This window comes from Jannaschia sp. Os4 (assembly GCF_016820245.1).
GTDB lineage: Bacteria > Pseudomonadota > Alphaproteobacteria > Rhodobacterales > Rhodobacteraceae > Jannaschia.
In genome coordinates this window covers 222,069-247,176 of sequence record NZ_JAFCAR010000005.1, presented here as the reverse complement: position 1 = coordinate 247,176, position 25,108 = coordinate 222,069, and the positions used below count along the sequence as shown (strand labels likewise).

At 73.2% G+C, this 25,108-nt stretch carries 31 protein-coding genes; 15 read left to right on the top strand and 16 right to left on the bottom strand.

Annotated elements, in window-relative coordinates; genetic code table 11:
* The first annotated feature begins 75 nt into the window (after positions 1-75).
* The 4 genes from accB (at position 76) to aat (ending at position 2,901) form a co-directional block, all read left to right on the top strand.
* The gene (gene accB / locus JQC91_RS14945; protein ID WP_203288020.1) at positions 76-570 is read left to right on the top strand and encodes an acetyl-CoA carboxylase biotin carboxyl carrier protein; all 495 of its coding nucleotides are present in this window, start codon (positions 76-78) and stop codon (positions 568-570) included.
* The gene (accC, locus tag JQC91_RS14940; protein WP_203288019.1) at positions 570-1,916 is read left to right on the top strand and encodes an acetyl-CoA carboxylase biotin carboxylase subunit; all 1,347 of its coding nucleotides are present in this window, start codon (positions 570-572) and stop codon (positions 1,914-1,916) included. Before accB ends, accC begins: the two co-directional genes overlap by 1 nt.
* Positions 1,917-1,950: 34 nt before the next feature.
* Positions 1,951-2,178: an N-(5'-phosphoribosyl)anthranilate isomerase gene (locus tag JQC91_RS14935; RefSeq protein WP_203288018.1), complete on the top strand. Its 228-nt coding sequence runs from the start codon at positions 1,951-1,953 to the stop codon at positions 2,176-2,178.
* 78 nt (positions 2,179-2,256) lie between these two features.
* Positions 2,257-2,901 carry a leucyl/phenylalanyl-tRNA--protein transferase gene (gene aat / locus JQC91_RS14930; RefSeq protein ID WP_203288017.1) on the top strand — a complete coding sequence of 215 codons (645 nt, stop codon included), beginning with the start codon at positions 2,257-2,259 and terminating at the stop codon, positions 2,899-2,901.
* On the opposite strand, the gene JQC91_RS14925 is transcribed toward aat, so the two are convergent.
* Together JQC91_RS14925 and JQC91_RS14920 are read right to left on the bottom strand one after the other, a co-directional pair.
* Positions 2,859-3,326: a DUF2155 domain-containing protein gene (locus JQC91_RS14925; protein WP_203288016.1), complete on the bottom strand. Its 468-nt coding sequence runs from the start codon at positions 3,324-3,326 to the stop codon at positions 2,859-2,861. The two genes, aat and JQC91_RS14925, sit on opposite strands and share 43 nt — an antisense overlap.
* Positions 3,323-3,700 (bottom strand): NADH:ubiquinone oxidoreductase subunit NDUFA12, encoded by a 378-nt coding sequence (locus JQC91_RS14920; RefSeq protein WP_203288015.1) that lies wholly within the window; start codon positions 3,698-3,700, stop codon positions 3,323-3,325. Before JQC91_RS14920 ends, JQC91_RS14925 begins: the two co-directional genes overlap by 4 nt.
* 206 nt (positions 3,701-3,906) lie before the next feature.
* Between JQC91_RS14920 and JQC91_RS14915 the strand changes: the two genes are divergently transcribed.
* Both JQC91_RS14915 and JQC91_RS14910 read left to right on the top strand, forming a co-directional pair.
* The gene (locus JQC91_RS14915) at positions 3,907-4,398 is read left to right on the top strand and encodes a hypothetical protein (protein WP_203288014.1); all 492 of its coding nucleotides are present in this window, start codon (positions 3,907-3,909) and stop codon (positions 4,396-4,398) included.
* 133 nt (positions 4,399-4,531) lie between these two features.
* Entirely contained in the window at positions 4,532-5,839 is a 1,308-nt protein-coding gene (locus JQC91_RS14910; protein ID WP_203288012.1) for an O-acetylhomoserine aminocarboxypropyltransferase/cysteine synthase family protein, read from the top strand.
* Between the two features lie 39 nt (positions 5,840-5,878).
* Here JQC91_RS14910 and JQC91_RS14905 read toward each other — a convergent pair whose 3' ends face one another.
* The 4 genes from JQC91_RS14905 to JQC91_RS14890 all read right to left on the bottom strand — a co-directional run bounded on the left by JQC91_RS14905 (position 5,879) and on the right by JQC91_RS14890 (position 8,425).
* A complete protein-coding gene (locus JQC91_RS14905; protein ID WP_203288010.1) occupies positions 5,879-6,241 on the bottom strand; it encodes a hypothetical protein in 363 nt (120 codons plus the stop codon).
* A 196-nt stretch (positions 6,242-6,437) separates the two neighbouring features.
* Positions 6,438-6,644 carry a cold-shock protein gene (locus JQC91_RS14900; RefSeq protein WP_203288008.1) on the bottom strand — a complete coding sequence of 69 codons (207 nt, stop codon included), beginning with the start codon at positions 6,642-6,644 and terminating at the stop codon, positions 6,438-6,440.
* 196 nt (positions 6,645-6,840) lie between these two features.
* Positions 6,841-7,323, bottom strand: coding sequence for a MarR family winged helix-turn-helix transcriptional regulator (locus JQC91_RS14895; protein WP_203288006.1), 483 nt, complete (start codon positions 7,321-7,323; stop codon positions 6,841-6,843).
* Positions 7,310-8,425 carry a twin-arginine translocation pathway signal protein gene (locus JQC91_RS14890; RefSeq protein WP_203288004.1) on the bottom strand — a complete coding sequence of 372 codons (1,116 nt, stop codon included), beginning with the start codon at positions 8,423-8,425 and terminating at the stop codon, positions 7,310-7,312. Before JQC91_RS14890 ends, JQC91_RS14895 begins: the two co-directional genes overlap by 14 nt.
* Before the next feature lie 128 nt (positions 8,426-8,553).
* Between JQC91_RS14890 and JQC91_RS14885 the strand changes: the two genes are divergently transcribed.
* Complete coding sequence (locus JQC91_RS14885) at positions 8,554-9,744, top strand: alpha-hydroxy acid oxidase (protein ID WP_203288002.1); 1,191 nt, start codon at positions 8,554-8,556, stop codon at positions 9,742-9,744.
* A gap of 93 nt (positions 9,745-9,837) precedes the next feature.
* A complete protein-coding gene (locus JQC91_RS14880) occupies positions 9,838-10,545 on the top strand; it encodes a DUF2726 domain-containing protein (RefSeq protein ID WP_203288001.1) in 708 nt (235 codons plus the stop codon).
* Here the strand turns inward: JQC91_RS14880 and JQC91_RS14875 are convergent.
* Positions 10,542-11,669, bottom strand: a complete 1,128-nt coding sequence (locus JQC91_RS14875) for an MFS transporter (protein ID WP_203288000.1) — start codon at positions 11,667-11,669, stop codon at positions 10,542-10,544. The genes JQC91_RS14880 and JQC91_RS14875 overlap by 4 nt on opposite strands.
* A gap of 182 nt (positions 11,670-11,851) precedes the next feature.
* Here JQC91_RS14875 and JQC91_RS14870 point away from each other — a divergent pair, with 182 nt between their 5' ends.
* On the top strand, positions 11,852-12,517 hold the full coding sequence (locus JQC91_RS14870; protein WP_203287999.1) for a 50S ribosomal protein L25/general stress protein Ctc: 666 nt from the start codon (positions 11,852-11,854) through the stop codon (positions 12,515-12,517).
* A gap of 315 nt (positions 12,518-12,832) precedes the next feature.
* Here JQC91_RS14870 and JQC91_RS14865 read toward each other — a convergent pair whose 3' ends face one another.
* A complete protein-coding gene (locus JQC91_RS14865) occupies positions 12,833-13,417 on the bottom strand; it encodes a TetR/AcrR family transcriptional regulator (protein ID WP_203287998.1) in 585 nt (194 codons plus the stop codon).
* Between the two features lie 81 nt (positions 13,418-13,498).
* Here JQC91_RS14865 and JQC91_RS14860 point away from each other — a divergent pair, with 81 nt between their 5' ends.
* From JQC91_RS14860 to JQC91_RS14835, 6 genes are read left to right on the top strand one after another with little or no spacing between them, the layout of a single operon-like run.
* Complete coding sequence (locus JQC91_RS14860; protein WP_203287997.1) at positions 13,499-14,332, top strand: alpha/beta hydrolase; 834 nt, start codon at positions 13,499-13,501, stop codon at positions 14,330-14,332.
* A gap of 14 nt (positions 14,333-14,346) precedes the next feature.
* The gene (gene pth, locus JQC91_RS14855) at positions 14,347-15,027 is read left to right on the top strand and encodes an aminoacyl-tRNA hydrolase (protein WP_203287996.1); all 681 of its coding nucleotides are present in this window, start codon (positions 14,347-14,349) and stop codon (positions 15,025-15,027) included.
* On the top strand, positions 15,024-16,016 hold the full coding sequence (locus JQC91_RS14850) for a DUF2332 family protein (protein ID WP_203287995.1): 993 nt from the start codon (positions 15,024-15,026) through the stop codon (positions 16,014-16,016). The genes pth and JQC91_RS14850 overlap by 4 nt, the downstream gene beginning before the upstream one ends.
* A 58-nt stretch (positions 16,017-16,074) precedes the next feature.
* The gene (locus tag JQC91_RS14845; protein ID WP_203287994.1) at positions 16,075-17,235 is read left to right on the top strand and encodes a serine hydrolase; all 1,161 of its coding nucleotides are present in this window, start codon (positions 16,075-16,077) and stop codon (positions 17,233-17,235) included.
* Between the two features lie 53 nt (positions 17,236-17,288).
* Positions 17,289-17,678, top strand: coding sequence for a DUF2237 domain-containing protein (locus JQC91_RS14840; protein WP_203287992.1), 390 nt, complete (start codon positions 17,289-17,291; stop codon positions 17,676-17,678).
* Position 17,679: 1 nt separating this feature from the next.
* Positions 17,680-18,483 (top strand): alpha/beta hydrolase, encoded by an 804-nt coding sequence (locus tag JQC91_RS14835; protein WP_203287990.1) that lies wholly within the window; start codon positions 17,680-17,682, stop codon positions 18,481-18,483.
* 13 nt (positions 18,484-18,496) lie between these two features.
* Here the strand turns inward: JQC91_RS14835 and JQC91_RS14830 are convergent, their stop codons facing one another.
* From JQC91_RS14830 to JQC91_RS14795, 8 genes are all read right to left on the bottom strand, one after another.
* Positions 18,497-19,009 carry a helix-turn-helix transcriptional regulator gene (locus JQC91_RS14830; protein WP_203287988.1) on the bottom strand — a complete coding sequence of 171 codons (513 nt, stop codon included), beginning with the start codon at positions 19,007-19,009 and terminating at the stop codon, positions 18,497-18,499.
* A gap of 3 nt (positions 19,010-19,012) precedes the next feature.
* Entirely contained in the window at positions 19,013-19,471 is a 459-nt protein-coding gene (locus tag JQC91_RS14825; protein ID WP_203287987.1) for a hypothetical protein, read from the bottom strand.
* An 81-nt stretch (positions 19,472-19,552) separates the two neighbouring features.
* Positions 19,553-19,996, bottom strand: coding sequence for a hypothetical protein (locus tag JQC91_RS14820; RefSeq protein ID WP_203287986.1), 444 nt, complete (start codon positions 19,994-19,996; stop codon positions 19,553-19,555).
* A gap of 362 nt (positions 19,997-20,358) precedes the next feature.
* Positions 20,359-20,808: a ribose 5-phosphate isomerase B gene (gene rpiB / locus JQC91_RS14815; RefSeq protein WP_203287985.1), complete on the bottom strand. Its 450-nt coding sequence runs from the start codon at positions 20,806-20,808 to the stop codon at positions 20,359-20,361.
* Entirely contained in the window at positions 20,805-22,034 is a 1,230-nt protein-coding gene (gene trpB, locus JQC91_RS14810; protein WP_203287984.1) for a tryptophan synthase subunit beta, read from the bottom strand. Before trpB ends, rpiB begins: the two co-directional genes overlap by 4 nt.
* A gap of 98 nt (positions 22,035-22,132) precedes the next feature.
* Positions 22,133-23,158 carry a hypothetical protein gene (locus tag JQC91_RS14805; protein ID WP_203287983.1) on the bottom strand — a complete coding sequence of 342 codons (1,026 nt, stop codon included), beginning with the start codon at positions 23,156-23,158 and terminating at the stop codon, positions 22,133-22,135.
* A gap of 169 nt (positions 23,159-23,327) precedes the next feature.
* Positions 23,328-24,416 carry a hypothetical protein gene (locus JQC91_RS14800; RefSeq protein WP_203287982.1) on the bottom strand — a complete coding sequence of 363 codons (1,089 nt, stop codon included), beginning with the start codon at positions 24,414-24,416 and terminating at the stop codon, positions 23,328-23,330.
* Positions 24,413-25,108: a phosphoribosylanthranilate isomerase gene (locus tag JQC91_RS14795; RefSeq protein ID WP_203287981.1), complete on the bottom strand. Its 696-nt coding sequence runs from the start codon at positions 25,106-25,108 to the stop codon at positions 24,413-24,415. Before JQC91_RS14795 ends, JQC91_RS14800 begins: the two co-directional genes overlap by 4 nt.

Here is a 25,108-nt window from a genome sequence, read left to right as displayed (position 1 = left end):
GCGCCGCGACCCGGCCACCCTTCCCCCGCTCCGCCGCGTCGGATAGGACGCGACGAAACGGCACGGGGATCATCCATGAGCAAGCGCGACGACGACGTGGCCTTCATCGAGGCGCTGGCGCGCATCTTGGCCGACAACGACCTCGGCGAGATCGAGGTCGCGCGCGAGTACGGCGAGGACGACAGCCTCGAGGTCCGCGTCTCCCGGCAGTCCGCCGCCGCCCCGGCCCCGGTCGCCATGGCCGCGCCCGCCGCGCCGCAGGCCGCAGTCCCGCAGGCCGTCCCGAGCGCGTCCGCCGCCACGGCCCCGGCCGCCGCCGAGGATCCCGCCCAAGACCCCGGCGCCGTCACCTCGCCCATGGTCGGCACCGCCTACCTCGCGCCGGAGCCGGGGGCGTCCAACTTCGTGTCGGTGGGCGACAAGGTGGCCGAGGGGCAGACCATCCTCATCGTCGAGGCGATGAAGACCATGAACCAGATCCCCGCCCCCCGCGCGGGCACCGTGAAGCGCATCCTCGTGGCCGACGGCGACCCGGTGGAGTTCGGCGCGCCGCTGGTGATCCTGGCCTGATGTTCGACAAGATCCTCATCGCCAACCGCGGCGAGATCGCGCTGCGCGTCATCCGGGCCGCGCGCGAGATGGGCGTCAAGACGGTCGCCGTGCACTCCACCGCCGACTCGGACGCGATGCACGTCCGCATGGCCGACGAGGCGATCTGCATCGGCCCCGCGCCGGGGGCGCAGTCCTACCTCAACATCGCCGCCGTCATCTCCGCCTGCGAGATCACGGGCGCGCAGGCGGTGCATCCGGGCTACGGCTTCCTGTCCGAGAACGCGACCTTCGTTCAGGCGCTGGAGGATCACGGGATCACCTTCATCGGCCCCACGGCCGAGCACATCCGGATCATGGGCGACAAGATCACCGCCAAGGAGACCATGATCAAGCTGGGCGTGCCCTGCGTGCCCGGCTCGGACGGGGGCGTGCCCACCCTCGAGGAGGCGCGGCGCGTCTCGGAGGAGATGGGGTTCCCGGTCATCGTCAAGGCCACCGCCGGCGGCGGCGGGCGCGGCATGAAGCTGGCCCGCACGGCCAAGGACCTCGACAACGCCTTCGGCTCCGCCCGCTCCGAGGCCAAGGCCGCGTTCGGCAACGACGAGGTCTACATCGAGAAATACCTCGGCACGCCGCGCCACATCGAGGTGCAGGTCTTCGGCGACGGCAAGGGGAACGCCGTCCACCTCGGCGAGCGCGACTGCTCGCTCCAGCGCCGCCACCAGAAGGTCTTCGAGGAGGCGCCCGGCCCCGCCATCACCCCCGAGATGCGCGCGGAGATCGGCGCGACCTGCGCCAAGGCCGTGGCCGACATCTGCTACATCGGCGCGGGCACCATCGAGTTCCTGTGGGAGAACGGCGAGTTCTACTTCATCGAGATGAACACCCGGTTGCAGGTCGAGCATCCCGTCACCGAGGCCGTGTTCGGCGTCGACCTCGTCCGCGAGCAGATCCGCGTGGCCGCGGGCCTGCCGATGGAGTTCACGCAGGAGAGCCTCGGGGAGCCGCAGGGCCACGCCATCGAGGTGCGGCTCAACGCCGAGAAGCTGCCCTCCTTCTCGCCCTCGCCGGGCCGGATCAGCCAGTATCACGCGCCGGGCGGCCTCGGCGTCCGCATGGACAGCGCGCTCTACGACGGCTACCGCATCCCGCCCTACTACGACTCGCTGATCGGCAAGCTGATCGTGCACGGGCGCGACCGGGCGGAGGCGCTGGCCCGCCTCGACCGCGCGCTGATGGAGATCATCATCGACGGCGTCGACACCACGATCCCGCTCCACCGCGAGTTGGTCCGCAACAGGGACGTGATCGCGGGCGACTACACGATCCACTGGCTCGAGAAGTGGCTGGAGGCGAACCTTTAGGGGCTCGTTCACCTGCTACGGCTAGGCGTGGGCGATGCCCCTGCCCGCCCATCTCGACGCCGACCGCTGGGTCGCGCACCTCTTCTCCGCCCGCGCCGCCGCCGAGGGCGGCATCGTCCGTCGCAAGGTCCGCGACGTGGAACGGATCGTCGGCCTCCCCCGCTTCGAGCGCGAGGTCGCGCGGCGGGGGTTCCAACTGCTCGTCAACGCCGACCAGTTCATCGTGGTGTGCAACGCGCAGCCGGTCCGACGCCGGGTCTGAGGGAAATCGCTTCGAAGCGATTTGCGAATGCCTTCGAAGGCATTTGCGCGCGCGGCCTCTGGACCTACCTTGCCGCGCATGCCGCGCGACACGCCACCAATCACCGCCGAGACGCTGCTCATGGCATATGCCAGCGGCGTCTTCCCCATGGCCGAGAGCCGGGACGACCCCGACATCTTCTGGGTCGATCCCCGCCGCCGGGGCGTCCTGCCGCTCGACGGGCTTCGCATCTCGCGCAGCCTCGCCAAGCGCATCCGGCAGGCGCCGTGGCGCGTCACCCTGAACGCCGCGTTCGACGCGACCGTGGCCGCCTGCGCGGATCGCGACGAGACGTGGATCAACCCGCCCATCGCGCGGCTCTACTCGCAGCTCCACGCGGGCGGGCTCGCGCACAGCCTCGAGCTATGGGAGGAGGATACCCTCGTGGGGGGCATCTACGGCGTGACCCTCGGCACGGCCTTCTTCGGCGAGTCGATGTTCTCCGCCCGCCGCGACGCGTCCAAGGTCGCGCTGGCGTTCATGGTCGCGCTGCTCCGCCGCGAGGGGTTCACGCTCTTCGACACCCAGTTCCTGACCGAGCACCTCGCCTCGCTCGGGGGGGTGGAGATCAGCCGCGCCGCCTACCGCCGCCGCCTCGCCGCCGCCCTGGAGGGCAAGGCGCGCATCCGCGGGCCGGTCCCTCAGTCGAGCGAGGTGATGCACCTCAGGAGCCAGACGTCGTAGCGCGGATGCTCCAAGGCGTTCAGCGCGGGCGACGACGCGACCATCCAGCCGCCGAACAGCTCCTCGACGCGCATGGCATCGACCACTTGGATCAGGCCGAAGGCGTCGCCCGACGGGTTGTTCGTCGGGAAGCGGCATTCGTGCAGCGTCACCTGCAGCGGCCCGTAGGCCATCGTCTGCCCCTGCGACATCTCGACGTCGACCACGTCCCCCGACACGCGATCGAGCGTCCGCAGCACCGCGCCCGCGCCGGTCCCCGTCCGCACGGCGGTCGAGGTACGCTGCGTGCCGCGCGTCTCCGGCGGGGGGCCGAGGTCGAGGATGATCGGGTTGCCGAACCGGTCGCGCCGGATCCCGTCGTCCTGGGCGGAGGCGGGCAGCGCGACGGCGCAGGCCAAGGCCGCCCCGAGGGCCGCGCGGATCATTCCGGCGTCCACGCCTCGTAGTCCGACTGCGGCTTGACGTCCGCGCGGCGCAGCGAGCCCTCGCGGTAGAACGCCCCCTCGGACCCGGTCAGGTTCGGCTGGTGCGGCTTCTCCCACGCCTTGCGGACGATCGGATCCTCGGTCGGCGGCTTCGGGAAGGTGTGGTGGAGCCAGCCGTACCACTCCGGGCCGACGCGGGTGCCGTCGTTCTGCCCGGCGTAGATAACCCAGCGGCGGGTGTCGTCGGCGTTGCGGTAGTAGATGTTGCCCTCCGCGTCCTCGCCCACCTTGTGGCCGTGGCGCGCGGTGAAGATCTGGGTGCCGAGGCTCTGCCCCTCCCACCACGTGACGAGACGCTTGATCAGGCTGGCCATCGCGGTCGCTCCTCGGGGTCGCAGGCCCGCCGGTCGCGGGCCGCCCCCGTCCTACACGCTGCCCCGAAGGGTGCAAGTTCGCACGCCCCTCCCTGCGGTCTTTCGGAGGCGGCCCGCCTTGACGCTGACCTAGGGGCAATCTAAATAAACCGAACAGTTCAGTTTAACCCGTCCCTCCCCCGGACCCCTGCCGAAGGACCCTCCCCATGCTCCGCCCCGCCCTCCACGCCGTCGCCGTCGCCGCGCTGCTCGCGGTCCCCGCCGCCGCAGACCCCCTCGCGCCGACGCACGACTCCGCGCGCGCGATGGGCGAGGCCTTCGTGATGGCGCTCGACGCCGACCACTCCGGCACCGTCGAGGCGGGCGAGCTGTCCACCTTCGCCGAGGCCGCCTTCGTCGCGATCGACGCGGACGGGTCGGGCGCGGTCACGCGCGCCGAGATGCTCGGCTGGGACGACGGCCCCCGCGCCGAGGCCGCCTTCGTCGGGCGCGAGCAGGGCTTCGACGCGGCGATGGGCACCGTGTTCGACCTCTTCGACCGCGACATGGACGGTCGCCTGACCCGGCAGGAGCATGCGGCGGGCGTCGTCAAGGCCGCCGCCTTCGCCGACCTGGACGGCGACGGCGTGCTGACCACGCGGGAGTTCCGCGACGGCTACGTCCTCGAGGTGGCGATGCGGAACGCCTTCCACGGCTGACCCCGCCCCTCGCGCGCGCCGCCGGCCCCTCCCCTCCGGCGGCGCGCCTCACCTCGCCCATGCGCGCGGCGCCCCTTGCGCCCTCCCCTCCCCTCGCGGCACCACTCCGGCGGACCGACGAGAGGGACATCCCATGACCGAGACCCGCCAATACGGCTTCGACACGCTGCAGGTGCATGCCGGCGCCCGCCCCGACCCCGCCACCGGCGCCCGCCAGACGCCGATCTACCAGTCGACCGGCTACGTCTTCCGCGACGCCGACCACGCCGCCGCCCTGTTCAACCTGCAGGAGGTGGGCTTCATCTACTCCCGCCTGACGAACCCGACCGTGGCCGTCCTGCAGGAGCGGATCGCCACGCTGGAGGGCGGCGTCGGCGCCGTCTGCTGTTCCTCGGGGCACGCGGCGCAGATCATGGCGCTGTTCCCGCTGATGCAGCCGGGCTGCAACGTGGTCGCCTCGACGCGCCTCTACGGCGGCACGGTCACGCAGTTCTCCCAGACCATCAAGCGCTTCGGCTGGTCGGCCAAGTTCGTCGACTTCGACGATCCGGCCGCGATCGAGGCGGCCATCGACGACGACACCCGCGCGGTGTTCGGCGAGGTGGTGGCCAACCCCGGCGGCTGGATCATGGACATCGACGCGGTGGCCAAGGTCGCGGACGCCGCCGGCCTGCCGCTGATCGTCGACAACACCACGGCCACCCCCTACCTGCACCGCCCGATCGAGCACGGGGCTACGCTCGTCGTGCACTCGACCACCAAGTACCTGACCGGCAACGGCACGGTAACGGGCGGCTGCGTCGTCGACTCGGGCAAGTTCGACTGGACCAAGTCGGGCAAGTTCCCCTCCCTGTCCGAGCCCGAGCCCGCCTATCACGGCATGCGCTTCCACGAGACGTTCGGGGGGCTCGCCTTCACCTTCCACGGCATCGCCATCGGCCTGCGCGACCTCGGCATGACCATGAACCCGCAGGCCGCGCACTACACGCTCTTGGGCATCGAGACGCTGTCGCTGCGGATGGACCGGCACGTCGCCAACGCCGAGAAGATCGCCGCGTGGCTGGAGAAGCACCCCGCCGTCGAGGAGGTCACCTATGCGGGCCTGCCCTCGTCGCCCTACCACGAGCGGGCCAAGACGGTCTGCCCGCGCGGCGCGGGCGCGCTCTTCACCTTCGCGCTCAAGGGCGGCTACGACGCCTGCGTCAAGTTCATCGACAACGTCGAGATCTTCTCGCACGTCGCCAACCTCGGCGATACGCGCTCGCTCTGCATCCACTCCGCCAGCACCACGCACCGGCAGCTGTCGGAGGCGCAGCAGGTGGCGGCGGGCGCCGCGCCGAACGTCGTGCGGGTCAGCATCGGGATCGAGGACGCGGACGACCTGATCGCGGACCTCGACCAAGCGCTGGCCAAGGTGGCGCCCAAGATGGCCGCCGAGTGAGTGGTCGGGGCGGGGGCACTGCGCCCCCGCCCCGCGGGATCACGACGCGAAGCGCGCGAAGCAGGCCGCGTAGGCCTGCGTGTTCTCAGTCCCGCCGTTCGGGTTCTCCGTCCCCGTGAGGATCTCGACGAAGGCGCCGAAGCTGCCGGAGACCGACAGGTCCGCGCCGCGGCTCTCGAACGCCTCGCGGACCTCCGCGATGATCTCCGCGGCAGGGCGCGTGCCGCGCTCCTCCAGCTTGCGCATGAGGTAGGTGTCGCGCCGGTCGTTGGGCTGGCGGCATTCCGTCGGCTGGATCGTCCCAAAGGCGGGGTTGCCCGACGGCGCGACGGCCGCGGGCTGGCAGCCCGCGAGGAGCGCGGCCGCGCCGATGGCGAGAATGGGGGCGGTGAAAATCTTCATCTTGGTCTTTCCTCGAAGCAGGCGCGCGTTCGGCGCGCCCGCGACCATCGGCGGCCGACGAGGGGGTCACAACCGCCGGGGCGGACGGTGTGGTGCCCCCGTCACATCCGCACTCGCGGGTCGGCACGTGAAAGGGGCGCGCCGGTCCCGGCGCGCCCCTCGGAATGTCGTGTCCCGCCCCGGAGGGCGGCGCGGCTCAGGCGAGCTGCAGGTTCACCGCGGACTGGCGGCCGTCGCGGCCGGCCTCGAGGTCGTAGGTGACCTTCTGGTCGTCCTTGAGGTCGGTCAGGCCGGCCCGCTCGACGGCGGAGATGTGCACGAACACGTCCTTGCCGCCGCCCTCGGGGGCGATGAAGCCGAAGCCCTTGGTGCTGTTGAACCACTTGACGGTGCCGTTGGCCATCGTCTGTCTCCTTGTCTGTCTGCCCGCAGGATGCGGCAGGGCGGCTCGTCTCGTCATAATCGATGGACTGGGCCGCGAAGGAGCAGTGTCGAAAGCAAGCGTAGCCACCCCCATTTCGGCGCGGGATGACGCAAAGGCAAGGGGCGCGAACGTCACAGGCGCGATGGGCGGCGAGTTGCCGTCGCGACACGTGCCCTCAACGCTCTGGATCCCGACGGGAATCCAGGACGGCGCGCAGTTCCGCGAGCCTCGGGAGAAGGGCCTCGAAGGTCTCGAGCGGGACGTCGGCCAGCCGCTCGGCGATGTCGGGCGCGAGGCGCGCGACCGTCTCGCCGAACCACGCGAGCCCCGCCTCGGTCGGGCGCACGATCTTGGACCGCGCGTCCTTCGGGTTGGGGACCGTCTCCACCCAGCCCCGCCCCACCGCGAGGGCGAGCGTATGGCTCATCGTGGTCTTCGGCACTTGGAACGACCGGGCGAGGTCCAGCGGCGTGCGCCCCTCCCGCCGCTTGGAGAGATGCGACATCAGGCCGAAGACCGGCGCGCCGACCCCGTCGCCCAGCCGCGCCTCGAGAAGAGTGCGGCTGAGCTGCGCGAGGATGCCCACCTCGGTGAAGACGCCGAAGACGAGGCGCGCGCGCTCCGCCGCCTCCGCGCCGTGTGCCTCAGGCCCGTCCATCCACCATCCGCGTCTCCAACGGCCAGCGCGGGGTGCGCGGCGTCCGCGCCCCATAGCCCAGAAGCCCGAGCATCTGAACCGTCTCGCCCTCGGCGGCCACGAGGTCGTGCACGGCGGCCCGCATCGGCGCCACTGCGTCGTACTCCTGCAGCGCTTGGCTGACCGGGCGAAGCGCCAGCCCCGCCCCCGTCGCGGCGAGGTTCAGGCGCATCCAGCGCCGTCCCGCCTCCATCTGCGCGAGGCGGTCGTTGCCCCGCGTCGCCACCGAGACCAATGCCGGTGCGGCGCGCAGCACCGCCTCGTCCCGCTCCATCACCGCGCGCGTCGTCGGGTTGTCGATGTCGCCCGCCGCCTCGCGCGTGAGGATGCCCGCCAGCGCCAGCCCCTCCATCATCGGCCCGCCGAGGTCGATCCCGTCCGGGTTCGCCTCGATCTCCGCCCGCCCGATCCGCAGCAGGTCCGTGCTCTCCCGCAGGGCCTCGGGCGTGGTGATCTCCGCCACCCACGCGTCCGCCGCGAGGGCGCGCAGCTCGTCCCGCACCGGCCCGTCGAGATGGAGCCGCCCCAGCCCCGCCAAGGGCGCGGCCGCGTCCAGCGTCACGGCGCGGTCCTCGAACGCTTCCTTGTGCGACCGCCGGTCCATGACGTGGGCGAAGAGCGGATCGGGCGTGCCCCCTGGCGCGAGGCGCAGCACCGCGACCGGGCCGTCCTCGCCCTCGGGGAACAGGTCGGTCGCCGTCGCGTGCCCGTCCGCGGCGGCGGCCATGCGGCAGAGCTCGACGAAGCAGCCCATCCCGATCGTCAACTGCCGGGCGAACGGGTCCGTCACCGGCAGGTCCCGCGCCGGGTCGCGGCGGAGGACGATCCCGTCGTCGCCGACGAGTTCGGCCGTCCACGGCTGGCGGTTGTGCGGGTTGGGCGCGAGCAGCCCGAAGGACAGCGCCCGCATCCGGGGGTCCGCGTAGGTCCCCGCCGCATCCCATGGGGCCAACGCGGCGTGGGGCGTGCGGGTCAGGGCGAAGGCGGCGGCCCCGCCGGTGGCGGCGAGGACGGTGCCCCCGCCGACGAGGGACAGGACGGCGCGGCGGGAAGGGCGGGACATGGCGGCACTCCATAAGTTCGATGTCGCACTATATGATACGAAGTAGGACTAATTGCAACCCTGCCCCTCTTTCCGCGCTGCGGCATGGGTGGTAAGAATTTCCGACCAATCCGACCGGACCCCCGCCCATGCTCCCCAAGCCCGTCATCACCGAGATCGAGGACCTGCACCGCATCTACCGGCGGCGCGTGCCCAAGATGTTCTACGACTACTGCCAGTCCGGCTCGTGGACCGAGCAGACGTTCCGCGAGAACGAGACCGACTTCGACCTGATCCGCCTCCGCCAGCGCGTGGCCGTCGATATGGAGGGCCGCTCCACCGCCACCACCATGGCGGGCCGCGACGTGGCGATGCCCGTGGCGCTGGCACCCGTGGGCCTGACCGGGATGCAGCACGCCGACGGCGAGATCCTCGCCGCCAAGGCCGCCGAGGCGTTCGGCGTGCCCTACTGCCTGTCCACCATGTCCATCTGCTCGATCGAGGACGTGGCCGAGGCGACCACCGCCCCCTTCTGGTTCCAGCTCTACGTGATGCGCGACGAGAAGTTCGTCGACGCCACGCTCGCCCGCGCCAAGGCGGCGGGCTGCGACACGCTGGTGCTGACGCTCGACCTCCAGATCCTCGGCCAGCGCCACAAGGACATCAAGAACGGCCTCTCGGCCCCGCCCAAGCTGACCCCCGCCTCCATCGCCAACATGGCGACCAAGGTCGGCTGGGGCCGCGACATGCTCAGGACCAAGCGCCGCTTCTTCGGCAACATCGTGGGCCATGCCGAAGGCGTGGGCGACGCCTCCTCGCTGTCCTCGTGGACCGCCGAGCAGTTCGACCCGCAGCTCGACTGGGACAAGGTGAAGCGCATCGCCGACAAGTGGGAGGGCAAGCTCGTCCTCAAGGGCATCCTCGACGCCGACGACGCGGAGATGGCGCTGCAGGTCGGCGCCGACGCCATCGTCGTCAGCAACCATGGCGGGCGCCAGCTCGACGGCGCGCTGTCGTCGATCCGGATGCTGCCCGAGATCGTGGACCGGGTGGGCAGCCGCATCGAGGTGTGGATGGACGGCGGCGTCCGCTCGGGCCAGGACGTGCTCAAGGCCGTGGCGCTCGGCGCGCGCGGCGTGATGATCGGGCGGGCCTACATCTACGGCCTCGGCGCGATGGGCGAGGCGGGCGTGACGGCGGCGCTGGAGGTCATCCGCAAGGAACTCGACACCACCATGGCGCTCTGCGGCGAGAAGGACGTCCACGCCCTCGGCCCGCACAACCTCCTCGTCCCCAAGGGCTTCCGCGGCGAGTGGGAGGAGCACCGAACGAACGCGTAGGCCGAAGGCCCGGAAACGGCCAAGCCCGACCCATCTCCGGCCCCATTCCTCCGCTTTGCTGCCGGGTAAGGCACGCGGACGGGAGGATGGTTAATGATCGAGACGCTGCAGGAGCTGAACCTGATCCTGCTCCTCGTCCTGACGGGGATTTGCGCGGCGTTCCTGCTCATCGTGCCGGCGCTTCACTCGGCGAAGCGCCGCCGCGCCCTCGCGGAACTGCGGCGCCAGCGGCGCCATCATGACGCCGAGGTCGCTGCACTGACCCGCGCCCACGACCGCGAGGTCGCGGGCCTGCGCGAGGCGATCCGCTTCGAGCGCAGCGCGATGCGCCCCCACGCCGCCGTGGACGCCTGCGCGATCGAGCCGCGCCCCCTCCTCAACCGCGAGGAGGCCGACCTCTTCGCCCGGCTCGAGGCGCTCGCCGATGCGCTGCCCAACGGGGTCCGGCTCTTCAGCCAAGTCTCCCTGCTCGAGGTGTTCCGCCCTCGGGCGCTGAACGGCGACCCCAAGGTGCGCCTCGCCGCTTTCGACGCCTACAAGGCGTCCCGGGTGGACTTCCTCTTCGTGAACCGGCGCGGCTACCCGCTGCTCGGGATCGAGTATCAGGGCACCGGTCACGCGCAGGGCAACTCCGCCTACCGCGACCAGATCAAGCGCGAGGTGTTTCGCAAGGGGGGCGTGCCCCTCCTGGAGGTGATGGCCGACTACACGTGGCCCGATGTCGAGACCCGCGTGCGCGAGGCCGTACGCGCACCGCTTCTCGCCCGGACCGCGCCCGACGATGCGCGCCGCGCCGCCTAGCCCCGCCGCCGGGCCGCCGCGGTCAGCGGCCACAGCCCCGCCAGCAGGACCGCCACCGCAGCGAAAGCCCAGCGCAGCCCAACCGTCTGCGCGCCCAGCCCCATCAGCGCGGGCGCGACGAAGAAGCCGAGGAAGCCGATCACCGCCACGCGGGCGATCACCGCCGTGCGCAGGGCCTCGGGCGACAGCCGCCCCGCCAGCGCGAGGCCCATCGGCCCGATCACGCTGATCCCCAGCCCCAGGAGGCCGAAGCCGAGATAGGCCACGGCGGGCGACGGCGCGGCGGCCGCCACCAGCACGCCCACCGCCGCCAGCGCCCCCGCCGCCCGGATCACCGCCACCTCCGAGAGCCGCGCCGCGACCGCCTGCCCCGAGAAGCGCCCCACGGCCATCGTCAGGCCCAGCGTCGCGGGGCCGAGCGCGCCCTCCGCCGCCCCGCCCAGCAGCGTCCGCTCGATGTGGAGCGCCGACCACGATTCGACGGTCGCCTCCGCCATGAACCCGATCAGCACGATCGCCCCGCACAGCGCCACCAGCCCCAGCGGCAGGCGCCGCGCCGACGCCTCGTCCTCCGGCACCCGCGCCACCTCCATCATCTGGAACGGCGCCGTCGCCGCGATCAGGGCGGCGGTCGCCGCGAAGATCGCCTCCGGCCCCCACCCCGCCTCGCGCAGGGCCCCCGTCAGCAGGGCCGACGCCGCGTAGGCCACCGAGAACATCGCGTGGTTCACGTTCATCAGCGAGCGCCCGTGCCGCGCCTCCAGCTCGGCCACGCGCGCGTTCATCACCACGTCCGTCAGCCCCGAGGCCGCCCCCGCGACCGTCAGGGCCACGAACAGCCACGCCCATGCGGGCGCCGCCCCCGGCCCCAAGGCCGCGACGGCCAGCGCGAGCGTGCCCGCCGGCATCGCCCAGCGGCCCATCCCCCGGTCCCAGCGCGGCGCGGCCCAGATGGTGAAGGACAGCCCGACCGCCGTGCCGAGGAGAAGCAGCCCGAAGGTCGCGTCGTCCACGCCCACGCGCGCCTTGAGCACGGGGGCCATCGCGGCGAAGCAGCCCCACATCAGCCCCACGGCCACGAAGGCGAAGACGGGCGCGCGGGAAAGGCGGATCGCGGAGAGCATGGGAGCGCCCTGCCCCGCCGGACGCCCCCTCGCAAGCCGCGTCGCGACGTGGACGGCATTTCTTCGCGGAATCCCCCCGTCCCCGGGGTGGACAAGGCGTCGGGGCTCCCGTAGGCGGCGCGCCTTACGAACATCCGGGCGGCACCCTTGGAGGCCGTCAGACTGCTGAACTGGAGAGAAACATGGCTGGTGAGATTCCCGATCTCGTAGCGCAGGCCAGGACGGGGACGGGCAAGGGGGCCGCCCGTCAATCGCGACGCCGCGGCATGGTGCCGGGCGTCGTGTATGGCGGGGGCTCCGATCCCCTCCCCATCGAGGTGCCGTTCAACGAACTGCTCAAGAAGCTCAAGGCGGGCCGCTTCATGGCGACGCTTTGGAACCTGAAGGTCGAGGGGCAGGAGGACGTCCGCGTCATCGCCCGCGACGTCCAGCGCGACGTCGTCAAGGACCTGCCCACCCATATCGACCTGATGCGCCTGCGGCGGACGTCGCGCGTGTCGCTCTACATCCCCGTCGAGATCGTCGACGAGGACAAGGCCCCCGGCCTGAAGAAGGGCGGCGTGCTGACCATGGTGCGCCCCGAGGTCGAGCTGCGGGTCACCGCGGGCGAGATCCCCGAGAAGCTGGTCGTCTCCGTGGCCGGCCTCGAGATTGGCGACACGGCGACCATCTCTTCCGTGGAGATGCCGTCCGGCGCGCGCGCGACGATCGACCGCGACTTCGTGATCGCCAACATCCAGCCGCCCTCGGGCCTCGCGTCGCAGTCCGACGACGAGGACGAGACGCCGGAGACCGAGGTCATCGAGCAGACGGACGAGACCGTCGAGGCCGAGTCCGACGAGGGCTGACGCCCGACGGGACGAATTGCGGAAGGGCGGCCCCACGGGCCGCCCTTTCCCGTTCTCGGGCGGGGATCCCCTCGACGCGGGCCGGATCTTCACCATCCGTTAACTGCTCGGCCCGATCACCCTCCCCCGTGCAGCACGCCGGGGGAGACCCCGGACAGGAAATGACGGACCCCGACGGGCTCCCACGGGAGTCGCCTCGTCGGCCGGCCTCGAAGACGACCAGGCGGCCTCCGCGCCGCAGGGCAGCAAGGTTCGTCCGTCCCTCCCGGGGAAAACCCGACGGGACGCGGCGCCGATCTTCCTTCCCCGCCGGGCCTAGCCCCGGCCCGCCAGACGGAGCACCCGACCCACGTCGCGCATCCGCCCCGCGTCGCCATGCGCGCGCGCCTGCATCCATGCGCCCTGCAGCACCGTGACCGACAGCCGCGCCAGCCCCTCCGGGTCCGCGGCCCCGAGGCGCGCGTAGTGTCCGGCGAAGGCCCGCTCCCAGTCCCCGAAGATCGACCGCGCCCGCTCGCCGAACCGCGCGGGCCCGCCCCCGTCGAGCAGTGTCGACGTCACCGGGCAGCCGCGCCACTCGCCGTGGCGCTCGAAGGCCCGCTCCAACGCCGCGGCGAGCCCGTCCAGCGCCGCCTCCAGCGTCGCCGCCTCGCCCATCGCCCGGTCGAGCATCCGCAGCACGACCTTGCCGCCCACGTCCGCGCAGGCCAGCGCGAGATCCTCCTTCCCGCCGGGGAAGTGGTGGTAGAGCGACCCTTTGGGCACCTCCGCCGCGCGCAGCACCTCCGAGACGCCGACGGCGGCGTATCCCTTGGCCCGGAAGAGGCCGGCCGCGGCGGCGATCAGGCGCTCGGGGGTCGAGAGGCTGCGGGCGGGGGCATTGGACGCGACGTCGGGCATGAGGGGTGTTTGACAGGATTGGACCGATCGGTCTAGCCGTCGTGCGAGCCTAGACCGATCGGTCCAATGCGGGAGCGCGCCATGTCCACCACCGAGATCGAGATCGCGATCCCCGCCCCCGGCGCATCACTCGCGGGGACGATCCACCGCCCGGCGGGGCGGGTCCGGGCGGCGGTCGTCCTGAACCCGGCCACGGGCACGCCCGCCGGGTTCTACGCCGCCTTCGCCCGCTGGCTCGCCGCCGAGCGGGACTGCGCCGTGCTGCTCTACGACCATCGCCAGTTCGGCCGCTCCCCCGGCCCGCGCGGGCGGGCCGCGACGGCGACGATGACGGACTGGGGCATCCGCGACCAGCAGGCGGCGCGGGACTGGCTCGCGCGCCGCGTCGAGGCGCCCCTCTGGGTGATCGGGCACAGCCTCGGCGGCCTGATGCTGCCGTTCCAGACGGGCCTGTCGGGCATCGCGCGCGTCGTCACGGTGGGATCGGGGGCGGTGCATCTCTCGGACCATCCTTGGCCCTACCGCGCCGTGGCCGCCGCGTTCTGGCACGGGCCGGGCCGTCTCGCGGCCGCGGCGCTGGGCCACGTGCCGGGGCGGCTGATGGGGATCGACCCGACCGTCTCGGTGCCGCGCGGCGTGTATCGCCAGTGGCGCATCTGGTGCACCTCGCGCGGCTTCACCGCCGCCGACCCGGACCTTCCCGGCCCCGACCCCTCGGGCCTCGTGGCGCCGATGCGCCTCGTGGCGGCGGCCGACGACGACCTCTGCCCCCCCGCGGCCGTGTGGCGGCTGATGCGCCACTACCCGCAGGCCCCGAAGGAGCAACTCACCCTTCGCCCGACGCGTGGCCCCATCGGCCACCACGGCGCGTTCCGGCGGGCCAACGCCCACCTCTGGCCCGCGCTGGTGGACTGAGATAGGCCCCGCCCATGGTTCAGATCTGGGCGGGGCTCGGCAATCCGGGCGTGAAATACGCGGGCAACCGGCACAACGTGGGCTTCATGGCCCTCGACCGGATCGCCTCGGACCACGGGTTCGGGCCGTGGCGCGCGAAGTTCCAAGGCGAGATCAGCGAGGGCCGCTTCGGCAGCGACCGCGTGATCCTCCTCAAGCCCGCGACCTACATGAACGAATCCGGCCGCGCGGTGGGCGAGGCGCTCCGCTTCCACAAGCTCGACCCGACCGACCTGACGGTCTTCCACGACGAGTTGGACCTCGCCCCCGGCAAGGTCCGCCTCAAGGCGGGCGGCGGCCATGCGGGCCACAACGGCCTGCGCTCGATCCACCAGCACTGCTCGCCGCACTACGACCGGGTGCGGATCGGCATAGGGCATCCGGGGCACAAGGACCGCGTCTCGGGCTACGTGCTGTCGGACTTCGCCAAGGCCGAGCAAGGCATGCTCGACGACCTCCTGCGCGGCCTGTCCGACGGCGCGCCGAAGCTGGCCGCGGGGGACGGGCCGGGCTTCCTCAACGCGGTCGCCCTCCGGGTGGTGCCGCAGCGCGATCCCGCGCCGAAGCCGCCGAAGGCCGCGCCACCCGCCCCGGCGCCCGAGCCCGAGCCGGACACGCGCAACCCGCTCCAGCGCCTCGCCGACCGGTTCCGGTGACGCTGCGGGAGGCCTTCACCCGCCAGTCCGCCGCCTGCGCCGGGATGGGCTCGCCGTTCATGGCCCGCCTCATGGCCCTGTGCGCCGACCGTCTCGGGCCGGAAGGCCCCATCGGCGCGCGGCTCCACGCATGGGCCGGCGACCTGTCGCCGGCAGGGCAGTCGGTTCCCCTCCGCCTCGCGGGCGGTCTGCACCGGCTGTCGTGGGACGACCCGGCCCTCGGCGCCGTCTACCCGCCCCACGATCCGTCCGATGCGGCGCTCTGGACCGCCGTCGCGGCGGCGCTGGACCGCCACGCAGACTGGCTCGACGCATGGCTCGACAGCCCGCCGCAGACCAACGAGGTCGGGCGGTCCGCCGCGTTCCGGGCCGCCGCGCACGTGCTCGCGGACCGGGTCGGGCTGCCGATGGTCTGGTGGGAGCTGGGCGCGTCGGCGGGGCTGAACCTGCGCTGGGACGCCACCGCCTTGGAGGCGGGCGGCTGGCGCCGCGGCCCGGCGGACGGGATCGCGCTCGCGCCCGACTGGACCGGCCCGCCGCCACCCGACTCCGCGCCCGAGGTGGTCGAGCGCCGGGGCGTGGATCTCCGCCCGGTGGAGGATCCGGACCGCCTCCGCGCGTATCTCTGGCCCGACCAGCCCGAGCGCCGCGCGCGGACGGACGCGCTGCTGGCCCTCCCCCGCGCGCCGGTCGACGCGGGCGACGCCGCCGCTTGGCTCGAGGACCGCCCCTCCCGGGAGGGGCGCCTCCGCGTGGTCGCCCATTCGGTCGCGTGGCAGTACTTCCCCGAGGAGACCGCGGCGCGCGCCGAGGCCGCGCTCCGCGCGATGGGCGCGGCGGCGACGGCGGAGGCCCCGCTCGCCCACGTCTCGATGGAGGCGGATGGCGGGCGCGGGGCCGCGCTGCGCCTGCGGGTCTGGCCGGGCGGGGCGTGGGAGCCGCTGGCCCGCGTCGACTTCCACGGCCGGTGGGTGGCGTGGCGCGCATGACGCGCCGTCACCGCCCGCGCCGCTGGACCTCCGGCGCGGGCCGCGCCACCCCACGCCCATGCGACGCATCCTAAAGCTGCTCGGCCTCGCCGCCCTCGCCACGCTCCTGATCGTCGGGGCCGCCGCCCTGTGGAAGCGCGAGGAGATCGCGCGCCTCTGGACGGTGAACACCCTGTTCGACGAGGACAGGATCGTCGCCAACTTCTCGGATATGGGATCGGCCTTCCTGACCGCGCCGCTCCCCGGACGGGACGCGCGGGCCCTGCCCGCCTGCGATGCCCCGCTCGCGCTGCCCGAAGGGCACGCGGACTGGATCGCGGCGGATGCGGTCACCGGCCTCGTCGTGCTGCGCGGCGGCTGCGTGGCCCACGAGACCTACCATCTCGGCACCGGGGCCGAGGACCGCCGCATCTCGTGGTCCGTGGCGAAGTCCGCCCTGTCGCTGCTGACCGGCACGCTGGTCGCCGACGGCACGGTCGCGCTGGACGACCCGGTCACCCGGCACGCCCCCCAGCTCGCCGGCTCCGCCTACGACGGCGCGACGCTGGAGGACGTGCTGCAGATGGAGAGCGGGGTGCGGTTCGACGAGGACTACCTGGACCCCGGCAGCGACATCAACCGCATGGGCCGGACGCTGGCGCTGGGGGGGACGCTGGACGACTTCACCGCCGCGATCTCGGAGCGGGACGCCGCGCCGGGCGCGCGCTGGACCTACGTGTCGATGGACACCCACGTCATCGGCATGGTGCTGCGCGGCGCGACGGGGCGGTCCATCGCCGACCTGATGGCCGAGAGGGTGACGGGGCCCATCGGCATCGCCGACGGCGCCTACCTCACCGACGGGGCGGGCGCGGCCTTCGTGCTGGGCGGGCTGACCCTGCGGACGCGCGACTACGCGCGGCTGGGCCTCCTCGTGGCGCAGGACGGGACGTGGGACGGCGCGCAGGTGGTGCCCGCCGCATGGATCGACGCCTCCACCGCGCCGACCGCCGCGACGGCGGACGGGGCGTGGGGCTACGGCTACCAGTGGTGGCTCGCCCCCGACGCCCGGCCCGGCGAGGTGATCGGGCGCGGCGTCTACGGCCAGTGGCTCTACGTCGACCGCATCCGCGACGTGGTGGTGGCGGTGAACGGCGCGGACCGGGGCTTCCGCGCCCCGGACGCCCATGCCGACGCGATCCGGCACCTGCGCGCGCTGGCCGACGCGGCGGCGGGGTGACGCGGGCCGATCGCGCCCTACCTCGTGGCCGGACCGACCTGCGAGACCCCGACATGCGACATCCCGGACGTGCCCCCTCTCGCAACGTGAGGGGCGAGGCGCTGCAACCCTGCTCCACCGACCCGATGACCGGGTTCTTCCGCGACGGCTGTTGCGACACCGGGCCGATGGACAGCGGCTCGCACACGGTCTGCGCGGTGATGACGGCCGAGTTCCTCGCCCATTCCAAGTACCTCGGCAACGATCTGAGCACCCCCCGCCCCGAGTTCCGCTTCCCCGGCCTCAAGCCGGGCGACCGCTGGTGCCTCTGCGCCTCGCGCTTCCTGCAGGCCCACGAGGAGGGCGTGGCCCCCGACGTGCATCTGGAGGCCACCCACGAGCGCGCCTTGGACGTGGTGCCGCTCGCGGTGCTGGAGGCCTACGCGGCGACGACCGACGGCTGAGATGGGCGTCGCGCTCCTCTGGATGGCGCGCGCCGCGGGGGTGGCCGCGCTGCTCTACCTCCTCGCGCTGGCGGCGCTCTGGGCGCTACAGGAGCGGCTGCTCTTCATCGGGTGGGACGGGCTGACCGACGGCGAGGTGGCGATGGTGCCCGGCCTCGCCGAGGTGGAGGTCCCCGGCCCCGACGGCCCCCTGCGCGGCTGGTGGCGCCCGCCCGACGCGGGGCGCGAGACGATCGTGGTCTTCCACGGCAACGGCGGGTTCCAGTGGCCGAAGATGATCCCGTGGGCCCGGCGGGGCCACGGGGTGCTGCTCGTGGCCTATCGCGGCTACGCGGGGAACGCGGGCGCCCCCTCGGAGGCGGGGCTGCTCGACGATGCCCGCGCCGCCTTGGCCTTCGCCGCGGCGCAGGGCGTCCCGGAGACGCGGACGGTCCTCTACGGCGAGTCGCTAGGCACCGGGGTCGCCACCCGCATGGCGGCGGAGGGGGACTGGCGCGCGCTGGTGCTGGACGCGCCCTACACGTCGATCCCGGACCGGGCGGCGGAGATCTACGGCATCTTCCCCGTGCGCGCGATGATCCGGACCCGGTTCGAGACGCGGGCGGTGCTGCCGGAGGTCGAGGCGCCCGTCCTGATCCTGCACGGCACGGCGGACCGGGTGATCCCGGTGGCGCATGGGCGGGCGCTGCTGGCGGTGGCGGGGGAGCCGAAGGACGGGGTGTGGGTGGAGGGGGGGACGCACTTCCTGCCGCCCGAGGTAGTGGACCGGGCGATGGCGGGGTTCTTGGCGGCGACGGCGGGCTAGGCGCGCGGAGCCGCTAGGGCGACGGCGCGGCGGGCGGCGGGTCGGCGGGGTCGCCGAGGATCTCCTCGATGAAGAGGCTGAGCAGCTGGGGGCGCCCGTGGACGCCCGCCTTGCGGTAGATCGCGGCCATCTGCGCCTTGATCGTGCCCTCGGAGGTGCCGCGCAGGTCGGCGATCTCGGGGCCGGACATGCCCTTTATGGCGAATAGGGCGACGTCGCGCTCGGCGGGGGTGAGGCCCCACGCCGAGAACCGCTCCTCAAGGACGTCTTGGAAGGCGGCGCGGGCGTGGCGGAGCGCGGTCTCGGCGGCATCGGCGCGGCGCAGGCTGGTGTGGAGCGCGACCCCGCCGAGGGCCACGCCCGCGAGCAGGGCAGACGCGGCAGCGATCTCGATGGCCTCGTGCGCGGCCCACGGGATCGGGCCGAAGGGGGAGCCGAAGGCCTGCAGCGCGATGTCGCCGACGAAGACGAGAACGGCGATCAACTGGAATAGGGCGATGCCGAGGATGAGGGAGCGGCGGGCCATCGCTCAATCGTCCTCGCCGTCGTCGTCATCGTCATCGTCATCGTCATCGTCGTCGTCGTCGTCACGGTCGTCGTCACGGTCGTCGTCACGGTCGTCATCGTCGCGGTCATCGTCGTCGCCGACGTTCGACCGGCCGTCGTCCCGGTCCTCGTCTCTGTCGCTGCCGGATGCGCGGTCGCTGCGGCCTTCGCGCCGGGCGTCGTCGTCGCCCTCCCGGCGCAGGACGTTGCGAAGGACGTCGCCGTCGGCGGTGAGGATGATCTCCTGCCGCCCACGGTTGCCCAGTGCGACGACACGGTAGCGCCCGAGCAGGGTGCGGCGGACGGAGACGACGGTCATGCCTTGCGCGGCGAGGCTGCGCTGGAGGCCGTCCAGCCACGTCTGAGCGCGTGCGGGGCCGGGCACGAGCAGGGACGCGGTCGCGGCGGCGATAAAGGTGCGGCGCGTGGGTCGGCGGATCATGCGGCGGGGCTCCGTGGGACCGGCCCGCCTCGGAAGGCGGGCCGGATGGCGGGGGCGGCCGAGGGCGGCCGCCCCGACCGGTCAGTCGTCGTCATCGTCATCGTCGTCGTCGTCATCGTCCCGGTCATCGTCGTCGTCGTCCCGGTCGTCGTCATCGTAGTCGTCGCGGTCGTCGTCATCGTCGTCGTCCCGGTCGTCATCGTCGCGGTCGTCGTCGTCCCGGTCGTCGTCGTCCCGGTCGTCGTCGTCCCGGTCGTCCCGATCGTCGTCATCGTCATCGTCGTCGTCGTCATCGCCGTCGTCGTCAACGTCGCCCGACGAGACGGGGACGAGGAAGCGGCGGGTCTGCCCCTCGGAATCGGTCGCGGTGAGGCGCAGGCCGCGCGCCGTCTCGGCCACGCCGGTGACGGTGATGCCTTGCGCGGCGAGTTGCTCGGCGGCGGCGCGCAGGGTGCGCTCGTCGGCGGCGCCGGAGGCGGCGGTCAGGGCGAGGAGGGCGGCGGCGGCCGTGGTGATGCGAAGCATGTCGGGTCTCCCGGTTGGGCCGGGCGGGGATCGCCCGGCCCAACCGGTCTGACCGCCGCAGCCGCGCCGCTCCATCTGCCGGACGGGGGGTGGCGGGGCGCGTGAGCCATAAGGATTACGCGCATCGTTCTCGGGTGACATGGGCGTAACCCATCGGGATATGGTTCGTGACGGCGTTCGCCGACTGCGGGGGCGTGATCGCCGGAGCGCATCGGCGGGCCGCGGCGCGGCGATCTTGGGGTCCGACTTTGCGCGCTACGGGTGCCATGGTCGGACGACGCCTCGGCGGAGTGCCGATGCACAGGATTCGCCGGGCCGAGGGCCAGCCCGGCGATACGCCGCCGGTTCGTCGCCGGGGGAGGCTAGCCCCGCTCCGCCTCGATCTCGCCGATCATGTCGACCCGGGTGGCGTGGCGGCCACCCTCGAAACCGGTCGAGAGGAACGCCTCCACGATCTCGAGCGCCAAGCCCTCGCCGACGACGCGGGCGCCCATCGACAGCATGTTGGCGTCGTTATGGGCGCGGATCATGCGGGCGGAGAAGGTGTCGTGGCAGACGCCGCAGCGGATGCCGGGGACCTTGTTGGCGGCCATCATGATCCCCTGCCCCGTGCCGCAGAGCACGATGCCGAGATCGGCCTCGCCGCCCGCCACGGCACGCGCTGCCGCGGCGCCGTGCCGGGGGTAGTGGGTCGACTCGGTCGTCGTCGGGCCGATGTCGGAGACGGTCCAGCCCAAGCCCTCGGCATGGGCGGCGACGGCGCGACGCAGGTCGATGGCGGCGTGGTCGGAGGAGAGGACGAGCCGCTTCATGCCTCGGTCATCTCCCAGCCGAGCGCGCGGGCGACGGTGAAGATGTCCTTGTCGCCCCGTCCGCACATGTTCATGCAGATCAGGTGGTCGGCGGGCAGCCCGGGCGCGATCTTGGCGACGTGGGCGAGCGCGTGGGACGGCTCCAGCGCGGGGATGATGCCCTCGGCCTCGCAGCAGATCTGGAACGCCTCCAGCGCCTCGACGTCGGTGATCGAGACGTACTCGGCGCGGCCGATGTCGTGGAGCCACGAATGCTCGGGGCCGATGCCGGGGTAGTCTAGCCCCGCGCTGATCGAGTGGCCCTCGAGGATCTGGCCGTCGTCGTCCTGGAGGAGATACGTGCGGTTGCCGTGGAGGACGCCGGGGCGCCCGCCGGTGAGGGAGGCGCAGTGCTCCATGCGGTCGTTCACGCCCTTTCCCCCGGCCTCGACGCCGATGATGCGAACGTCCGGGTCGTCGAGGAACGGGTAGAACAGGCCCATCGCGTTGGAGCCGCCGCCGATGGCGGCGATGATGGTGTCGGGCAGGCGGCCCTCGGCGGCCATCATCTGCTCGCGGGCCTCCTTGCCGATGATGGCTTGGAAGTCGCGGACCATGGCCGGATAGGGGTGCGGCCCGGCCACGGTGCCGATGCAGTAGAACGTGTCGGCGACGTTGGTGACCCAGTCGCGCAGCGCGTCGTTCATGGCGTCCTTGAGGGTGCCGCGCCCGGACGTCACCGGGATGACCTCCGCGCCCAAGAGCTTCATGCGGAACACGTTGGGGGCCTGCCGCTCGACGTCGTGGGCGCCCATGTAGACGACGCATTTCAGGCCGAACTTGGCGCAGACGGTCGCGGTCGCGACGCCGTGCTGGCCCGCGCCGGTCTCGGCGATGATGCGGGTCTTGCCCATGCGGCGGGCGAGGATGATCTGGCCCAGCACGTTGTTGATCTTGTGCGCGCCGGTGTGGTTCAGCTCGTCGCGCTTGAGGTAGATCTTGGCGCCGCCGAACCGTTCGGTCAGCCGCTCGGCGAAGTAGAGGGGCGAGGGGCGGCCGACGTAGTGGGTCCAGAGGTCGTGCATCTCGGCCCAGAAGGAATCGTCGGTCTTGGCGTGCTCGTACTGGCGCTCCAGCTCGAGGATGAGCGGCATCAGCGTCTCCGAGACGAAGCGGCCGCCGAAGAGGCCGAAGCGGCCGTCCTCGTCGGGGCCGGTCCTGTAGCTGTTGGGCATGTCCTCGGGCATCGTCTGCTCCCCCTCTCAACCGACGCCCCGGTCTAGTCGCGGCGCGCGGGGGCGGCAACGGGGGACGGGCGGCGCGGGACGGAATGCCTCAGCGTGGGTCAGGGGCGGCGCAGGAAGGCCGGAAGCCACCCCCGGCCGCGCGGGCGCCGGGGCGCTTCGGACGCGCGGCGCAGCGCTTCGACGAGGCCGGGCACGTCGTTGTCGGGGGGCAGATCGCCGGGCGCGACCCGTGTTGCGGCCCAGTCGCGCAGCGCCCCGCCGAGGGCCGCCCCATAGGCGAGGATGGCGTCCGCGTCCGCGAACCCCTCCGCCGCTCGGTCCTCCGGGAAGGGACGGTCGAGCCGGGCCTCGGCCCATGCGACCTGCGCGGCGTGGTCGCCCGCGCCATCGAGGACGCCGGGCGCGAGGCGGAAGCGTCCCGTGCCGAACCCGTCCAGCGCGAGGACCGCCGGGCGGCGGAGCGGGGCGTGCCCGTGGCGCCGCGGCTCGCGGCCCACGGCGGCGCGGTAGACGGCGAGCACGGCGACCGCCTCACGCGAGGGGGACGGGTTGCGCACCGCCGTCTCCGCAGGCGGGAGGCCCGCCCGCACGGCGAAGTCCGCCGTCACGTCGCCCTCGGCGAGGGCCGCGCGGTCGTAGAGAGCGTAGGTCATCGCCTCCCGCCCGAGCGCCTCCTCCCACGGGGCGAGCCGCGTCCGATAGCGCGGACGCTCGTGGGCGAGTGCGTCGGGCAACGGCCATTGCTTGACCCGCTCGACGGTCCTGCTGGCGAGGTATGAGAGGGGCGCGCGGAGGTAGGCGATCGCCTCGACCCGGTCGAAGAGCGGCATCCATTCTTGAAGCGCCTCGGCTATGCGGTGCGCCCGCCAGCGGGACATGGCCTCGTGGCTGACGACGACGGTGCCGCCGTTCCGCGCGGCGCGGGCGAGGAGCGCGCGGACCTCGTCGCGGGCGTCCGGCTCGTCGCGCGCGCCGCCGTAGCTACGGGTGAGCAGCCGCTGGAGCTGGAGGGCGGGCGCGGGCCAGCGGACCTCGCCCTCGAGGGTGGCGCCATGCGCCTTCTGGATCGACGTCGAACCGGTCTTGTCCATGCCGAGATGCAGCAGGAGGCGCGCGCGGCTCACGGGACCGCACGGGGCGACGTGGGCGGACGGGCGCGGTCGGACCGGTCGTGGTGGCCCTGTCCGCCGTTGGCCGCCGTGTTCTTGGGCATCGTCCGCCTTTCCGCGCTGCGGCCCCGCTCTAGTGGCCGCGCGGCGGACCGGCAACGGGTCCGGCCCCGAACCGCCCCCGTCAGCGGCGTCCGAACTGGCGGCGGAGACGCTCGGTCAGCCGTTCGACCCCCCGTTCGATCTCGACGCCCAAGGCACCGCGGTGGGCGAGGTCGGCGCGCACCGCCTCGACCAGCGCGGCGGTGCCGGGTCCGGCGGGGCGCGCGGCGGGGGCGACGGCGGCGGCCCACGCCTCCAGCACGGGCGCGGCGGCCTCGCCGAGCGCGCGAAGGTGCGACAGGGAGGCGACGGTGGCGGCGGGGACCGGCTCCTCGGTAAAGTCGAAGCACTTGGTGTAGCGTTCGACCCAGTCCGTGTCGGCGCGGCGCTCGTCGAGGATCGCGTCGACCTCCGGCCCGCCGAAGCCCCAGTCGCGCGTGCCCTCGAGACCCTTGAGCGCGTCGACGACGAACCGCAGCCCTGCATGATCGGTCGGGCCATCGGACCCGTAGGCGTCGTGCCAGAGGGCCAAGGCGGCCACGGCTTCGAGGCAGAGGCCCGCGTTGGCGGGCGGGGTCGGTGGCAGGTCCGCGGGATCGACGCCGGTGCGGGCGCACCAGTCCGAGATGAGGTCACCCCCCTTGAACCGATCGGGACGGAAGGGGACGAGGCGGGCATGGCGTGGTCCGACGGCAGCCACCCACGGGCGCATCCGATTGCGGTAGCTCGGGTAGGTCGAGCCCAGTTGAGCCGGGAGGGGCATGGAGCGGAGGCGCTGCTGCAGGACGGAGCGTATGTAGGCACGAGGCGTCCGCAGGTAGGCCAGCACCTTCACCCGCCGGGTGGCGGGCGCGACCAGATCGACGAGGGCCTGCGCCCCCTTGATGACGGGGCGGGCCGAGAGGAACTCGCTGCTGAGGATGGCGGGCCGGTCTGAGAGGGCGAGGGCCGCCGCAAGGCGCGCGCGGGCGACGTCTGGGTCGAGCAGCCCCGCCTCGCGCAGGCTCGGGGGCGGGGTGGCGACCGCGCAAACGGTCATCAGCGCGGCGTCGATGCGCCTGGGGTCGGTGAGGTAGTCGATCGCAGTGCCGCGATAGCCGTCCATCGCGCGCTGGATCGTGGTGCTACCTGCCTTGTTGAGCCCGACATGCAGGCGGACGACGGGCCTCATGGGGTGATGCCCGCGCCCTCCGCCGCCGCGACGAAGGCGGTGATGCGGACCGGATCCTTGGCGCCGGGGGCCGACTCAACCCCCGAGGACACGTCGACCTGCGCCGCGCCCGTGAGGCGGATCGCGCGGGCCACGTTCTCCGGCGTCAGCCCGCCGGCCAGCATCCATGGCTTGGTCCACCTGCGCCCGGCGATCAGCGCATGGTCGAAGCCGATCCCGTTGCCGCCCGGCAGCGCCGCGCCCTCGGGCGGCTTGGCGTCCACGAGCACCATGTCCGCCGCCGCCTCGTGGGCCGCCAGCGCGGGCAGGTCGGAGGCGTCCCGCAGGCCCACCGCCTTCATCACGGGCAGGCCGGTGCGGGCGCGCACCTCGGCCACGCGGGCGGGCGTCTCGCGGCCGTGGAGCTGGATCACGTCGAGGGGCACCGTGCCGGTCACCGCGTCGAGCGCGGCGTCGTCGGGATCGACCACGAGCGCGACCTTCGCCAGCCCGACGGGCGCGGCGAGGGCGAGGCCGCGGGCGGTGGCGGGATCGACGTGGCGGGGGGAGCGCTCGAAGAAGACGAGGCCCATGTAGGCGGCCCCGGCGGCGGCGGTCGCCTCGACGTCCGCGACGGTGCGCAGGCCGCAGATCTTCACCCGGACCGGTCCGCCGGGGGCGCCGCGCCCGCCGGTCGGGGTCACGCGCAGCAT

Coding starts and splice junctions, on each gene's coding strand:
- accB (WP_203288020.1), top strand. CDS start 76: ATGAGCAAGCGCGACGACGACGTGGCCTTCATCGAGGCGCTGGCGCGC.
- accC (WP_203288019.1), top strand. CDS start 570: ATGTTCGACAAGATCCTCATCGCCAACCGCGGCGAGATCGCGCTGCGC.
- JQC91_RS14935 (WP_203288018.1), top strand. CDS start 1,951: ATGCCCCTGCCCGCCCATCTCGACGCCGACCGCTGGGTCGCGCACCTC.
- aat (WP_203288017.1), top strand. CDS start 2,257: ATGCCGCGCGACACGCCACCAATCACCGCCGAGACGCTGCTCATGGCA.
- JQC91_RS14925 (WP_203288016.1), bottom strand. CDS start 3,326: ATGATCCGCGCGGCCCTCGGGGCGGCCTTGGCCTGCGCCGTCGCGCTG.
- JQC91_RS14920 (WP_203288015.1), bottom strand. CDS start 3,700: ATGGCCAGCCTGATCAAGCGTCTCGTCACGTGGTGGGAGGGGCAGAGC.
- JQC91_RS14915 (WP_203288014.1), top strand. CDS start 3,907: ATGCTCCGCCCCGCCCTCCACGCCGTCGCCGTCGCCGCGCTGCTCGCG.
- JQC91_RS14910 (WP_203288012.1), top strand. CDS start 4,532: ATGACCGAGACCCGCCAATACGGCTTCGACACGCTGCAGGTGCATGCC.
- JQC91_RS14905 (WP_203288010.1), bottom strand. CDS start 6,241: ATGAAGATTTTCACCGCCCCCATTCTCGCCATCGGCGCGGCCGCGCTC.
- JQC91_RS14900 (WP_203288008.1), bottom strand. CDS start 6,644: ATGGCCAACGGCACCGTCAAGTGGTTCAACAGCACCAAGGGCTTCGGC.
- JQC91_RS14895 (WP_203288006.1), bottom strand. CDS start 7,323: ATGGACGGGCCTGAGGCACACGGCGCGGAGGCGGCGGAGCGCGCGCGC.
- JQC91_RS14890 (WP_203288004.1), bottom strand. CDS start 8,425: ATGTCCCGCCCTTCCCGCCGCGCCGTCCTGTCCCTCGTCGGCGGGGGC.
- JQC91_RS14885 (WP_203288002.1), top strand. CDS start 8,554: ATGCTCCCCAAGCCCGTCATCACCGAGATCGAGGACCTGCACCGCATC.
- JQC91_RS14880 (WP_203288001.1), top strand. CDS start 9,838: ATGATCGAGACGCTGCAGGAGCTGAACCTGATCCTGCTCCTCGTCCTG.
- JQC91_RS14875 (WP_203288000.1), bottom strand. CDS start 11,669: ATGCTCTCCGCGATCCGCCTTTCCCGCGCGCCCGTCTTCGCCTTCGTG.
- JQC91_RS14870 (WP_203287999.1), top strand. CDS start 11,852: ATGGCTGGTGAGATTCCCGATCTCGTAGCGCAGGCCAGGACGGGGACG.
- JQC91_RS14865 (WP_203287998.1), bottom strand. CDS start 13,417: ATGCCCGACGTCGCGTCCAATGCCCCCGCCCGCAGCCTCTCGACCCCC.
- JQC91_RS14860 (WP_203287997.1), top strand. CDS start 13,499: ATGTCCACCACCGAGATCGAGATCGCGATCCCCGCCCCCGGCGCATCA.
- pth (WP_203287996.1), top strand. CDS start 14,347: ATGGTTCAGATCTGGGCGGGGCTCGGCAATCCGGGCGTGAAATACGCG.
- JQC91_RS14845 (WP_203287994.1), top strand. CDS start 16,075: ATGCGACGCATCCTAAAGCTGCTCGGCCTCGCCGCCCTCGCCACGCTC.
- JQC91_RS14840 (WP_203287992.1), top strand. CDS start 17,289: ATGCGACATCCCGGACGTGCCCCCTCTCGCAACGTGAGGGGCGAGGCG.
- JQC91_RS14835 (WP_203287990.1), top strand. CDS start 17,680: ATGGGCGTCGCGCTCCTCTGGATGGCGCGCGCCGCGGGGGTGGCCGCG.
- JQC91_RS14830 (WP_203287988.1), bottom strand. CDS start 19,009: ATGGCCCGCCGCTCCCTCATCCTCGGCATCGCCCTATTCCAGTTGATC.
- JQC91_RS14825 (WP_203287987.1), bottom strand. CDS start 19,471: ATGATCCGCCGACCCACGCGCCGCACCTTTATCGCCGCCGCGACCGCG.
- JQC91_RS14820 (WP_203287986.1), bottom strand. CDS start 19,996: ATGCTTCGCATCACCACGGCCGCCGCCGCCCTCCTCGCCCTGACCGCC.
- rpiB (WP_203287985.1), bottom strand. CDS start 20,808: ATGAAGCGGCTCGTCCTCTCCTCCGACCACGCCGCCATCGACCTGCGT.
- trpB (WP_203287984.1), bottom strand. CDS start 22,034: ATGCCCGAGGACATGCCCAACAGCTACAGGACCGGCCCCGACGAGGAC.
- JQC91_RS14800 (WP_203287982.1), bottom strand. CDS start 24,416: ATGAGGCCCGTCGTCCGCCTGCATGTCGGGCTCAACAAGGCAGGTAGC.
- JQC91_RS14795 (WP_203287981.1), bottom strand. CDS start 25,108: ATGCTGCGCGTGACCCCGACCGGCGGGCGCGGCGCCCCCGGCGGACCG.